This is a genomic window from Engelhardtia mirabilis (assembly GCF_007748095.1).
Classification (GTDB): domain Bacteria; phylum Planctomycetota; class UBA1135; order UBA1135.
On the sequence record NZ_CP036287.1, the window covers coordinates 5,138,016 to 5,150,681 of the forward strand.

Here is a 12,666-nt window from a genome sequence, read left to right on the forward strand (position 1 = left end):
CGAGCCGATCATCAAGGATCGATCAGCCGATCGAGTCGGACCGGACAGCGACGCCGCAATAAGAAGCCGGGGGGGGAGCCGGCTTCGGAAAGTGAATCTGTGCGCCGAACCCGGCGCTCGCGGAGAGAAGCCTCGCCGCGAGCGCCGTCGGGTCAGCGGCTGAAGGCCAGGCCGTAGGAGTCGAGAGACGCCGTCACACCCGACTTGGTGTTGCCGATGAAGGTCAATCGGCTCTGCACGAAGCGCAGCCCATTCATGTCGGAAAGGGAGTCGTGCCAGGTCGGGTCCGACCACGGGAACGGATTGTTGAGCGGAGTCCCCATCGGATCACCCAGGGGGCCCATCTCAGGCTCGCCGAAGACGTCCATCTGCGTGCCGTCGATCATCGCCGGGTGCGCGTTCAGCGAGACGATGTTCTGACCGCGCCAGGCGGGGATCACCGAGGTGCCGACCGGCTGCTCGGACGGCGACGGACGCATGACCATCGCCTCGTAGACGTAGGGCTTGGTGCCCAGAGCGAAGGTCGGCTGCTGCTCCGCGTCCATCAGGATCGTGTACACCCGGCTGGTGCGAATCACGATGTCCATCTGACCCATGTAGAACATGTCGTCGCGGGCGATCGTCGGCTGACCTTCGTTGCCGGCAGTGGTGTCGAAGCCACCGGTCGGGTCCGATTGCAGGTCAGGATCCTTGATCACCACCTGGCCCGTCGTGTTCGTACCACCGGTCGAGAAGGCCCGGAAGTGCGGCACCGGCGCCACGGCCACGGCCATCGACATGTCGAATGCGTTCAGGCTGATCGACTCCGTCGGGTAGCAGCGGTACTCCATCAACAGGGGCAGGCCGGGCGAGGGCACCCCGATCGGGTTGATCGGACCGGTATCGGGGATCCCGGGGCCCCAAACATCGCCCGGAGGAATCAGCAGGCCGAGGATGGCGGCCTCCTGGAAGGTCGGCACGCCGCCCCCGAGCAGCGCTCCGGAGTCGTCGACGTTGCCGAAGGTCTGGACGGCGGTGTCGCGCCAGGTGAAGAACGTCTTGTCGCTCTCCGAGAGCCCGTCGTTCCAGGGCATCTGCAAGACCGGCATTCCTGTCGAGGCAGCCACCACGTCCGAGCTGGAGATGGCGAAGCCGAGCTCACGCGGGTGCACCACGAAAGGCCCGCCCTTGGGGTCGGAGAGGAAGTTCGAGTCGAAGGGATCGGACGTTCCGAAACCAGAGGTCGGGAAGGCCGGGATCGGAGGCGGCAGCACGATCAGGAACTCGTCCGGAACGTTGGCCGCGTGGCCCAGGCGCATCTCGAACTCGTCGTAGACCGTCGAGACCACCGCCCCACCGAAGGGCGACAGGGCGATGCCCTCGATGTCCAGGTTGTAGAACAGGTCGTCCTTCTGGCTGATGTCGAAACCGACGTCCATGTAGCGCCAGATCAGGTGCGACTTGGAGCCCTGGGCCGAGAGCGGCGTCTCGAGCGCCGTGATGTTCGGCACCATCCCGCCCACGACGGGCTCGGTGTTGCGGTCGATCACCGCCGAGAAGCGCTGCACCGGCCGCGGCCGGATCTGGCCCTTGGTCTCGTCGAACAGGTACTGACCGCGGATCTCGGGGCCGCCCACGCCATCTTCCTCGGCGAAGTTGAAGCGCAGCACCCAACTGCCGGTGTCCTGGGCCGCCGCGGCCGGGTCCATCGTGAAGGGAACCCGCGGCAGCGCGTCGGCGAGCGTGTTGCCACCCAGGTCGATCAGGCCCTTGGATTCGGCGCTGTCCGAGAACAGGTTGAGGTAGTAGGTCTCGAGGGCCGAGGCCGCGTGGGTGAAAGGCACCGAGGGCGTGAAGCGCAGCTCGCGACCGTCGGACGATTGCCCGATGGTGCCGAGCACCAGGTCGTTCGTGTCGGCCGGGAAGAGGCCACCCGCCGCGCTGGAGAGCTGGGCGTCGGTCAGGGCCGACCGAGCGATGTAGAAGGTGTCGAAGGGCCGCGCGCTGCTCGGGTCGATCGGCTCGCTGAAGCGCACGATCACGTCGGCCTCGGGGCTGACCTGAAAAGCGGGGGGCAGCCCGGCCGAGGGCGAGAAGCGCACGAAGCAGGGCGCCTTGGACTGGCCCAGGGACTCGCGCCACGGGCTCAGGAACTGCACATCGACGCCAGCGAGCTCCGACGCACTCACCGACTCGAAGTCGGGGAAGATCCGCACAGGTACGTTGATCGCAGTGGACCCCACCACGGTGGCCGCCTGCTTGACCTCGTAACTCAGGATCGACGAGACCTGGATCACGTCGCCGGGCTGGGGGTTCAGCGCGCAGTCCGTCACTTCGAACTCGAGCGAAAGCACCAGGTCGATGCCCGCCACACCGGTCGGATCGTCCGAGGCGGCGGTGATCATGGCCGGCTGAATGCCCACGACCCGCGGCGCGATGTTGTCGACCAGGAAGCCGTTGTTCTCGTCGGTCGCATTGCCCGCGCGCAGCGTCCAGGCCACGTCGAGGGTCGGCGTAGAGAAGTCCACCGGACCGCTCTCGTTGAGATTGAGGGTCCCGCCGCCGGGGTTCGTCAGCACGGCGAACTGGCCGACCCCGGGCACGACCTTGGTCGGGATCCGGATCGCGAGGTTCGGCTGCACCGTGTTCTCGCTGGTGGGCAGGCCCACCCCGTTGACCTCGACCACTTGACCGACGGTGACCAGCTCGTCGGCCGTGACCGTGAAGTCGATCACGATCCGCGACGACCGGAACGTACCGTCCACAGCCGAAACACCGCCGTAGTTCGAATCCGTCAGGACGCGGGCGTCAAAGGGCGTCACGGGTGGATCGCCGACCAGGACATCGACGGTCGAGTTGGCTCCGATGGACGAGTCGGCGAGCAGGTCGTCGAAGGTCAGCACCAGGGCCGCGTTGCGCGCCACGACCGAGAAGGGCGGCAGCTCCGTGGGGCCGACTCCCTTGGGATCCACCGGCTGCAGCCCGGACGTGGCCTCGCCGATGCGGAGCGAGAAGAGCGACTTCTGCGTTTCGGCGTCGGCGCTGATTCGCAGCCGCGGCTGGCCGTTGACCGGGTTGGTCGAGAATTCCCACTTGAGCTCGCCGGACTCGAAGGCCGTGTCCACGGCCTGACCGATCACGAAGTCCGGATAGATCAGCCGCGACTCGTAGTTGTCGGTGTCGAGCGGGTTCGAGGTGTAGTCGGAGCTGGTCGGCACGGTGTCGTACACGTCGACCAGGCGCCCCCAAGCCATCCCCACCAACCGGAAGTCGACCGCCGTCCCGCTCTGGTTGTCGGTGACGATGTACCCGCCGCCGTTGAGCACGCTCGACTGGCCGGGCTTGATCGCCGTGGAGCCCAACTGCCCCTGCGACACACTGCCGCCACTGCTCGACGATCCACCGCAGGCCGCCATGGCGACCAGGCCGAGGGCCGCGACGGCACCCCTCAGGCTGGACGCGACGCCGCCGGCGCGACTCCCGCTGGCCTCAGCAGGATGAACGTCGGTCCGCAGGCAGGTGCCGGTCGTCTCAGCTCGGAACGGGGGGGTTGCTTGCCGCATGGCTCGATGGGTCGATGGATCGATCCCAGCCGTCCGTCGGGGGATCCGGTGACTCGGATCCCGGGAGTGGCTGGGGGCCGGCGTGGGAGCCGACCGAGGGGCAGTTGGATCACGTCCGGCCGGGGCTGTGGGGCAGCGCGACCGGCGGCCGAGGTCCAACGGAACTAGGTGGGTGGCGACGCAGGTTGCAGGGGGACCTGGCCGAGTTCTAGAGGTTACCAGTCGGGGGACGCCGCGGGGCCACCCAAGGGGCGCCTGAGCCACCTGGAGCGGGACCGCCCTCGAGGTCGGAATCGGCCGGACGCCCGCCGCCGACCCGGCGACGGCGCACCGTCTACTCGGCAGTGAAGCCGAGCGACTCGGCGTGGCTCTCGTCGCGCAGGAAGACCATCGAGCCGGGCTCGACGCGCCGGGCACCGGGACCTTCGCGACGATGCCAGTGGCGGTCCCCCATGGACCCGACCAGGCCGAAGCTCAGTTCCTGGTCGCAGTAGCCGCAGGCCGCCCGCAGGGGGTGGCGAGACAGCAGCCGATAGCGGGGCCGGGCGTGGCGGTCCTCGGTGCGCGAGATGCAGGTCGGGTTGGGGCAGGGATTATCCCCCAGCGGGACCTCGAACAGGACCGAGGGGGGCGGCGCGGGCTCGCCCGCCAGCTCGAGCTCGCCCAGGAGCCAGGCCAGGATCGCCATGCGGACGGGAACCCCGCGTGAGGCCTGCTTGAAGTAGACGCCGCGCGGATCCGAGTCCATGTCGGCGCTGATCTCGTCCCGCCGTGGCAGGGGGTGCATGACCACTGCGTCCCGCAGCGAATCCGCCTGCAGAGCCTGGGGACCCAGGCGCATGTAGGCCGACTCGTCCTTGGCCTCCAGGTGCCGCTCGGTCTGCATGCGGGTCATGTAGACGGCATCCACGTGCTTGACCGGCAGCGCCGCGGAGTCGGTGAACAGACTCAACTGGTGCGGCTTCTGCGGTGTGATGTAGACCGCGTCGCTGGCCTCGGCCAAGGCACCCAGGCGCGAGGCGTCCGCGCGCACCGGCTCCGCTCCGTAGGACTCACGCAGCCGCTTGACCACGTAGTCGGGCAGCTCCAGGCCGTGGTGCGGCACACACACGATGTTGGCCCCGAAGCGCGCCAGGGCGTAGATGAACGAGTGGATCGTGCGGCTGTGGCGCAGGTCGCCGGCCAGGGCCACCTCGAGTCCGTCCAGACGACCGCGCTCGACCCACAGGGTGTACAGGTCACACAGGGTCTGGGTCGGGTGCTCGTGGCTGCCGTCGCCGGCGTTGATCACGGGCACCTCCGAGAAGTGAGTCGCCAGGCGCGCGGCCCCCTCGCTGGGGTGGCGCAGCACCATGATGTCGGAGTAGGCACCGGAGACTACGCGCACCGTGTCGGCCAGGGACTCGCCCTTCTGCGCGCTGGAGGTCTTCATGTCCGCCGCCGTGATCACGCCGCCGCCGAGCCGCAGCATGGCCGACTCGAAGGACAGGCGCGTGCGCGTCGACGGCTCGTAGAAGAGGCTAGCGGCAATGCGACCGGGGAGCACGCCGGACCATTGACGCAGGTCCTTGGCGAAGCGGTCCGCGTGGTGGAACAACCCGCGGATTTCGGCCAGGGACAGGTCGTCGATGGAGATCAGGTCGCGCCGCGGCGCGGGGCGCGCATCCTTGCCGGCGGCCTTGGGCTCGGCGGGGACCGCCGGGCCGTTGTGATCGTCGCCTTGCTCGCCACCCCGCTGATTGCCGTGCTCGTCACCGCGATCGGCTGCAGCCTTGCCGCCGCGCTTGCGGCCCTCCCCGCCGGATCGTTTCGAAGCCGAACCACGCTTGGTGGCCCGCGTCCCGCTGCGAGACGGTTCTGCGTCGGGCTGGACCGGGTCGACGGACGTCGGCGCTTCCGGGTCAGGAGCCGTGCTCATCGGTGCAACCCTCGCAGACGCTGGACTCGTGTGCGCCGCGCTCGACGACGTCGATCGCGCTCGATCGGCTTGCTCAGCCGTGGACGGAACGGATGCGGGCTGCTGCGCCCCGCTGGCTCGGGGTCGAGAACCCGGCGCGTTCTTCTCGGTCCTGGATCGGCTGGCCATGTTCCGAGCGACCGCAGCCACTCGGGGCCGGAGGATACTGCGGCACACCGGCTCCGATCAACGCGCGATGTCCGTCTGCGCCCGGGGAACTGCGATCCGCAGCAGTGGCGCGAGAACTCGCTGTCGCTCGGACCGCGCCAGGCAGGTCGAAGCCCGCTCGAGCAGGGCGAGTTGACTCGACTCGAATGGGACTGCCTGACCGGCCTGCCAGGTCCAGGGGCCCATGCGTTCAGCGATCAGCTCGGCGACCATGGCGCGGGCGCCTGCGGGGTCGGTGGCGGCGCGGATCGGCCGCGCCAGGCTGCGGCCGGGGGCCCGGTCGGCGCGGCTGTCGAGCAGGCGCAGTTGGGCGGTCTCGGCCGGCGCGGGAGCCCCGGGAAGGTCGGCCGGACGCAACCACAAGACCAGGTCCGCCGACCGCCGCAGGCTGCGCGCCAGGGCTTGGCCAGCGGCCTCGACCTGCGCCTGGCTGCTGCCGTCGGGCAGCTCCCGCTCGCCAGCGGTGTCGACCAGCTCGACCACCGTGAGCCCCAGACGTGCGCGCTCGACCACGGCGTCACGGGTGGTGCCGGGGGCGGCGTCGACGAGCACGCGCTGCTCCCCCACCAGGGCGTTGAAGAGTGTCGACTTGCCCGCGTTGGAGGGCCCGGCCAGGACCACCCGGGGCGTGAGCAGGTGCGGCATGGCCGCGCGTCCGCGGGCGACGAGTGCGCGGAGCTCGGCACGCGCGACGGCCGGTTCGGCCAGGCGGGCCCACTCCAGGGCCCGGCGCAGGGCGCCCTCGCTCTGGTCCAGGAGCACCCGCGCCGCGACCTCGGAGGGGGCGTCGGCCAGGAGCTGCCGCGCGCGGTCCTCGAGGGACTCGGATGCGAGGGACGCCCCGCCGAGCTCCAGACGGAGGCGCTCGACCACGGCCGGGCTGCCGTGCAGGTGCAGCTCGAAGCGCTGGCGATCGACGCCGACAACCAGGGCTTCGTCGAGGACCTCACGCTCGCCCGCGAGCCCGCGCGACTCGAGGCGCGCCAGGCGGATCCGCCCCGGAGCGGGGGGCGCCACCCCCAACGAGCGCAGGGCCGCCTCGGAGCCGGCGCCCTCGAGCGCGAGCACGGCGACCGCGCCGCTGGACCGCGCGGTGAGTTCGGTGACCGCCAAGGCGATCCAGTCCTGTCGGCTTGTGGGAGGCGAGTCGGACATCAGCTCAAGCGCCGACGCGCTCCAGTAGGGCCGCGAGCACACCGCGCAGCACCAGGTCCGGGTCCTCGCGCAGGTCGCCGGTCCAGAAGGGCTCGGGATCCAAGAGCAGACCGCGCGCGCCGCCGGTGACCACCCGCACCGAGTCCGCCAGCCCCGCCTCGGCCCCCACCCGTCGCGCCAACTCGAAGGCCGCGCCGCGCAAGCCGTGGACGACACCCGACTCGAGCGCCGCCCCCGTGACCTGCCCGAGGGCGGGCACACCGGCGCGGGGCTCGATCAACTTGAGCTGGGCCCCGCCCGTGGCCAGGGCCTGGGCCAGGAGCCACGGCCCCGGAGCGATCGCGCCGCCTAGGAAGCGCCCGCGAGGCTCGGTGGCGTCGGGATCGCCGGCGACGACCGCGTCGACCGTCATGGCGGAGCCCACGTCGATCACCACGCATCCGCGCCCGAGCAGCTCGAGCGCCCCGCGCGCCGCGAAGAGCCGATCGGCCCCCACCGTGTGCGGCTCGTCGCACAGGTTCGCCAAGCCGTGGTCGGGACCGCAGTACAGCTCGACGCCGCGCGTCTTCAGCACGGCCGAGAGGGTCTCGACCAGCGGCGCCGTGCGTTCGGGCCCGGCGACGCTGGAGAGGGCCGCGACCTGGACAGCCGCTCCCGACGCGGCAGCTTGGTCAAGGAAGGCGGCGAGTCCCTCCACCAGCCTGCCCGGATCGTCACCCTTGCCGTGCTCGAGGGTCGCCCGCGCCGCGGGGTGGGCTGCGCCGATCGCTCCGCGCTCCAGCGGACGCCAGGCGGCGAGCTTGAGCGCGCTGTTGCCCAGGTCCGCGGTCAGGGCGGCGGGGTGTCGATTGGCCTTCACTTGCGGGGCTGCTTGGTAAACGGCCCACGGGCCCGGGGCGCTCGTCGCGCCACCGGGCCCGCGGTGATTCAGATCGGTTGCGCGACATCGCCGGCGCCGGTCGCGGCGTCGCGGCCGCGATCACGGCGCGAGGTTCGTCACGGCTTCTGGTAGGTGACCGTGCGCGTCTTGCCGGAGTTCTCGACCACCACGGTCCAGACGTCGTACGCGTCCGCGTTGTTCTTGACGTACTGGATCGCCTCCTGGACCGAGTTGACCGGGGTGCCGTTGATGCTCTTGATCACGTCGCCGGACTTGGCCCCGTGCTGCGCGGCGATGGAGCCGGGCGTCACGGAGAGGATCTCGACCCCGCTCCAAGTGCCCGTACGCGGATCCCGGTAGGGCCGGTGGCGAACCTCGTTGGACAGGATCTCGAGGTAGTTCTCGTTGATCGCCACGAGGTCCTCGTCGCCGAAGACGAAGTTGTTCGGGCTGCGCTCGATCGTGCGCTGGGGACGCGTGGGAACGAAGCCCTCGCGCGCCGCGGGAATGAACTCGCGCACCGGCATCATCGCGCCGTCCTCGCCGACCTCGACGATCAAGTCGCCGTCGCTGGCCCGGGCCGGGCGCGCGGTCTGCGGCTCCTCGTCGTCGTCCTCGGACACGCGGCGGAAGACCACCCCCTCCTCGGTCATGGAGTCGACGATCCAGCCGTTCTGGGGCGAGGGCAGGGTGTCGCCGATGTAGAGGTTGACCGGCTCCTTGAAGCGCGAGGTCAGGGCCGCCAGCTTGTACTTGACCAGGGCCACCGAGTGCTGGGGCGCGGTGGTGTCCACCTGCAGGTAGAGCACCTTGAGGATGTCGGCGATGGGCGTCGCCTTGACCTTGGCCGGGGTGCCGGGGTCGACCGGCTTGTCGACCACTACCGGCGGCGGCTCTTTGCCGGTCCACTCGAGGGCGAAGAAGTTGGCCTCGACCCGCTCGTAGGGATAGATGTCCTGCTTGGGCGGCTCCGGACGCGGGATGTCGTCCAAAAGGTCCTGCTGCATCTGCCGCGTGACCTGGGCAGTCAACTTCTCCCCTTCGGTCTGCGTCCAGTCGTACAGGGTGTAGCCCAGGGTCCCCAGGGCGCCGAGGTTGGCGACCCAGAGCACGGCTTTGACGGTCGAGATGCTCATGATTGATCGTGGGCGAGCGGCGCGCGCGCCCCTTCGCTGGGGGGGCGATGCTAACCGTCCGGATGGTGTTCTTGCACTCCCGGGCCCCGCGAGGGGGTCTGGCGGGGGCCGACCGACCTCATCGAGCAACCTCGGCGTGGACCTCGAGGGGAGCCGGCAAGGGCCTGAACGGGTCTACGACCGCGGCGCCGCCGTCTTCCCGCGAGCCAGGCCGAACGGCTGCGCGGGACACCGGGCGAGTTCGCCCGGCGCCCCGCGCCACCCCCCTGCCTGCCCGGTCGGGCCTCGCCATCGGCCCCGCGCCGGCTCAGTGTTGGCGGCGCCTTCCGGGCTCCATGTCCAGGTCCGTGTTGCTCTCCAGGCGCAGGTGGCTCTTGCCCTCGCTCTGCTCCTGGGCCTGGCGGCCGCGGCCGCCGGCGGTGGTGAAGCCACGCAGGGCCAGGAGCAGCTCGTCCGGACGGTCGCTGGCGGCCAAGGCCGTCTCGAGCTCGATCAGGCCGGCCTCCACGAGCTGGCGCAGGGACTGGTTGAAGGAGATCAGACCCTTCCCGTCGCCGGACTCGATGACCTTGCCGAGTTCGGCTGTGCGGCCCTCGCCCAGCAGCTCGCGCACCCGCGGGGTGGACGTCATCAGCTCCAGGGCCGGAACCATCCCCGTGCCCTCGCGGCGCGGCACCAGGCGCTGGCTGAGCACCGCCGCCAGGTTGTCGGCCAGGCGCGAGCGGATCTGCGTGTGCTGCTCGCTGGGGAAGAAGCTGATGATCCGATCGACCGTCTGGGCCGCGTTGACCGTGTGCAGGGTCGACATCACCAGGTGACCGGTCTCGGTCGCGTCGAGGGCCGCCTGGACCGTCTCGGCATCCCGCATCTCGCCGATCAGGATCACGTCCGGGCTCTGGCGCAGGGCGTGGCGCAGACCCTCCGAGAAGGTCGACACGTCGGTGCCGATCTCGCGCTGGCTGATCACGCAGCGGTCCTCGCGGAAGATCAGCTCGACCGGATCCTCGAGCGTGATGATGTGCCGCTCGGCGGTGGTGTTCATGTGCTGGATCACCGCCGAGAGGGTGGTCGACTTGCCCGAACCGGCGACGCCGGTGACGAGCACGATCCCGCGCCGACGCTTGGCCAGCTTCTGCAGCTCGCCGGTGGGCAGGCAGAGGGTCTCGAGCCTGGGCGGCGTGTCGGCCACGCGGCGCAGGACCAGGGCCGGGTCCCCCATCTGGCGGTAGGCGTTGAGGCGGAAGCGCCCCAGCCCGTCGAGCTGCAGGGCCACGTCGGCGGAGCCCTGGTTGCGCCACTGGACCATGCGGTCCTCGCCGATGATGCCGGTCATCACCTCGGCCAGGGGTCCCGCCGCAGGCACGCGCCCGGGCAGGAAGATGATCCGGCCGTCGACGCGGCACGAGGGCCGTCCGCCGGCGCGCAGGATCAGGTCGCTGGCCTCGACCTTGACCATCTCCGCCAGCCAGGCTTCGAGCTGGTGGCGCGGCGAGAGTCCGGTCTCGGCCAGGGTGTGGAGGTCGGGACCGGGAAGGTCGGTGCGACGGCGCCCGGAACGACCCGAGTGGTCGCCGACGCGCCGCTCACCGCTGCCGAGGGCATCGAGGGCGGCCACCGCGTCGCTGTCGGCGGGCTCGAGCGGCTGCGGCGCCGCCGACTGCTCCTCGGGCACCGGCGCGGAGTCCTCAGCGGGAGCGACCTCGGATGGGTCGACCCCCATGTTGCTCCTGGGCGGACCCAGGGGAGCGCCAGGAGCGTGGCCGCGCGGAAGCGGCGCCTGGGGACCTGGGTGAGCTGCCGGCGCCTGCCCAGGCTGGGGATCGAGCGCCTCCAACTCCAGTGCCGGGGGCCCCGGCTCCGCGGGCGGGGTGTCCAGGTCGAACTCGAGGGGCTCGCCCCCGAGGGGGCCGTCGGGCTGATGGTCGTGGGTGGTCACGGATGCTTCTCCTGGGTCGGTCGTCCACGGGGCGTGGACAGACCCTGCGGCTGACTTCGGGCCGCGCGGAGAGCAGGCTTGAGCGGATCCGGACTCGCTCGAAGAGGATGGCCTAGAAGACCTCCTGGGTCCCCCTGACCCGCTCCCTGGCCGCCAGCAGGAGTTCCTCGACGCCCCTGCCGGTGGAGGCCGAGAGGCGCCAAACGGGACGGCCGATGCTGGCCTCGAGGGCCGCGGCGCGCTCTTCGGACTCGTCGCTCTCGACCTTGGTCGCGACGATCAGGCGCTCGCGCCCGGCGAGCTCCGGCGAGTACTGCTGGAGCTCGGACTCGATCGTCCGCAGCGCCGTCTCGGGCTCTTCGGAAGCCGACTCGGACACGTCGACCAGGTGCAAGAGCACCTGGCAGCGCTCCACGTGACGCAGGAACTGGTGCCCGAGGCCGTGGCCCTCGGCCGCGCCCTCGATCAGTCCGGGCAGGTCAGCCACGACCAGGGTGTCGAAGTCCCCCACGGCGGCGATGCCGACCTGGGGCTGGAGGGTCGTGAAGGGATAGTCCGCGATCTTTGGCGTGGCGCGGCTAATCGCCGAGAGGAAGGTCGACTTGCCCGCGTTGGGCAGGCCCACGAGACCGACCTCGGCCACCAGCTTCAACTCGAGGGTCACCCGGCGCACCTCCCCCGGTCGGCCCTCCTCGTAGCGACGCGGTGTCTGGTGCGTCGGCGTGGCGAAGGCGGTGTTGCCGCGCCCGCCCTTGCCGCCCCGGGCCAGGACCAGCCTCTGGCCGTCCTGGTCGAGGTCACGCAGCAGGTTGCCGTGCTCGGCATCGCGGATCTGGGTGCCGACCGGGACCTCGATCACCAGGTCGGCACCGCCGCGACCGGTGCTCAGGCGAGAGCCGCCCGGCTGCCCGTTCTTGGCGGCGTGCTTGGGCTGACGGGAGAGCTTGAGCAGCGAGTTGATCGAAGAGTCCGCGACCAGGATCACGCTGCCGCCATCGCCGCCGTCGCCGCCGTCCGGCCCGCCCTTAGGGACGTACTTCTCGCGCCGGAAGGAACAGAGGCCGTCGCCTCCGCGCCCGGCTGTGACCGTGATCTCACACTCGTCGCGGAACATTGGATGATGGGTCGGGGTCGTCCGTGCACGCAAACAGCCCGCCGGGTGGTCCCCGTCGGGCTGTCAGGCAGTCTCTCGGGACCCGTCTTCTCGGAGCCCGTGTCACGCAGGACTAGGCCCCCCCGGACAGGGGACTAGGCCCCCCCGGACAGGGTTAGCCGTTTCAGGCGGTCATCGGGTCGATGTGCACGCGGCGACCGGTTTGGAAGCGCACCGTGCCGGGCACCAGGGCGAACAGGGTGTAGTCCTTGCCCTGCCCGACGTTGTGACCTGCCTTGTAGCGAGTGCCGCACTGACGGACGAGGATCGTCCCGGCGGTGACGGTCTGTCCCCCGTAGCGCTTCACACCCCGGAACTGGGGGTTGGAGTCGCGTCCGTTGCGGGTAGAGCCTTGACCCTTCTTATGTGCCATCGTTCTTTTTGGTTCGGGCTGCTGCTCAGCCGTTGATGCCGAGGATCTCGACCTGGGTGTAGGTCTGGCGGTGGCCGCGCTTGACGCGCACGTTCTTGCGGCGCTTGAAGCGGAAAACGACCAGCTTCTTGCCGCGCGAGTCGCCGATCACCTTGGCGGTGACCGAGGCTCCGTCGACGGTCGGGGTGCCGATGCGGGCTCCGCCCTCGCCTCCGACGAGCAGCACCTTGTCGAAGGTGATCTCGGATCCGGGCTCGGCGCTCGACTGCAGGTCGACGTTGACGACGTCGCCGACGCGGACGGTCGACTGGCGACCTCGATCGGAGATGACTGCGTACACGGGTTCGTGGAGGGTTGGATGAACTC

9 protein-coding genes are annotated in these 12,666 nt (G+C 70.5%); all 9 read right to left on the minus strand.

Annotated features, from left to right (window positions below):
* Positions 1 to 152: 152 nt before the first annotated feature.
* The gene (locus Pla133_RS18830) at positions 153 to 3,542 is read right to left on the minus strand and encodes an Ig-like domain-containing domain (RefSeq protein ID WP_145068104.1); all 3,390 of its coding nucleotides are present in this window, start codon (positions 3,540 to 3,542) and stop codon (positions 153 to 155) included.
* A gap of 334 nt (positions 3,543 to 3,876) precedes the next feature.
* Positions 3,877 to 5,460, minus strand: coding sequence for an aspartate carbamoyltransferase (pyrB, locus tag Pla133_RS18835; RefSeq protein ID WP_145068106.1), 1,584 nt, complete (start codon positions 5,458 to 5,460; stop codon positions 3,877 to 3,879).
* Between the two features lie 225 nt (positions 5,461 to 5,685).
* Complete coding sequence (locus Pla133_RS18840; RefSeq protein ID WP_419191728.1) at positions 5,686 to 6,780, minus strand: GTPase; 1,095 nt, start codon at positions 6,778 to 6,780, stop codon at positions 5,686 to 5,688.
* A gap of 46 nt (positions 6,781 to 6,826) precedes the next feature.
* Positions 6,827 to 7,681, minus strand: coding sequence for a type III pantothenate kinase (locus tag Pla133_RS18845; RefSeq protein WP_419191729.1), 855 nt, complete (start codon positions 7,679 to 7,681; stop codon positions 6,827 to 6,829).
* Between the two features lie 137 nt (positions 7,682 to 7,818).
* The gene (locus tag Pla133_RS18850) at positions 7,819 to 8,838 is read right to left on the minus strand and encodes a PDZ domain-containing protein (RefSeq protein ID WP_145068111.1); all 1,020 of its coding nucleotides are present in this window, start codon (positions 8,836 to 8,838) and stop codon (positions 7,819 to 7,821) included.
* Between the two features lie 307 nt (positions 8,839 to 9,145).
* Positions 9,146 to 10,774 (minus strand): PilT/PilU family type 4a pilus ATPase, encoded by a 1,629-nt coding sequence (locus Pla133_RS18855; RefSeq protein WP_145068112.1) that lies wholly within the window; start codon positions 10,772 to 10,774, stop codon positions 9,146 to 9,148.
* Between the two features lie 112 nt (positions 10,775 to 10,886).
* Positions 10,887 to 11,888 carry a GTPase ObgE gene (gene obgE / locus Pla133_RS18860; protein WP_145068115.1) on the minus strand — a complete coding sequence of 334 codons (1,002 nt, stop codon included), beginning with the start codon at positions 11,886 to 11,888 and terminating at the stop codon, positions 10,887 to 10,889.
* 163 nt (positions 11,889 to 12,051) lie between these two features.
* Complete coding sequence (gene rpmA / locus Pla133_RS18865; protein WP_145068117.1) at positions 12,052 to 12,300, minus strand: 50S ribosomal protein L27; 249 nt, start codon at positions 12,298 to 12,300, stop codon at positions 12,052 to 12,054.
* 25 nt (positions 12,301 to 12,325) lie between these two features.
* On the minus strand, positions 12,326 to 12,640 hold the full coding sequence (rplU, locus tag Pla133_RS18870) for a 50S ribosomal protein L21 (protein WP_145068119.1): 315 nt from the start codon (positions 12,638 to 12,640) through the stop codon (positions 12,326 to 12,328).
* Positions 12,641 to 12,666 lie beyond the last annotated feature (26 nt).

Excerpts from the sequence above, each read along its gene's own strand:
- Pla133_RS18850 (WP_145068111.1), bottom strand. The coding sequence starts at position 8,838 with ATGAGCATCTCGACCGTCAAAGCCGTGCTCTGGGTCGCCAACCTCGGC.
- Pla133_RS18830 (WP_145068104.1), bottom strand. The coding sequence starts at position 3,542 with ATGCGGCAAGCAACCCCCCCGTTCCGAGCTGAGACGACCGGCACCTGC.
- rpmA (WP_145068117.1), bottom strand. The coding sequence starts at position 12,300 with ATGGCACATAAGAAGGGTCAAGGCTCTACCCGCAACGGACGCGACTCC.
- obgE (WP_145068115.1), bottom strand. The coding sequence starts at position 11,888 with ATGTTCCGCGACGAGTGTGAGATCACGGTCACAGCCGGGCGCGGAGGC.
- pyrB (WP_145068106.1), bottom strand. The coding sequence starts at position 5,460 with ATGAGCACGGCTCCTGACCCGGAAGCGCCGACGTCCGTCGACCCGGTC.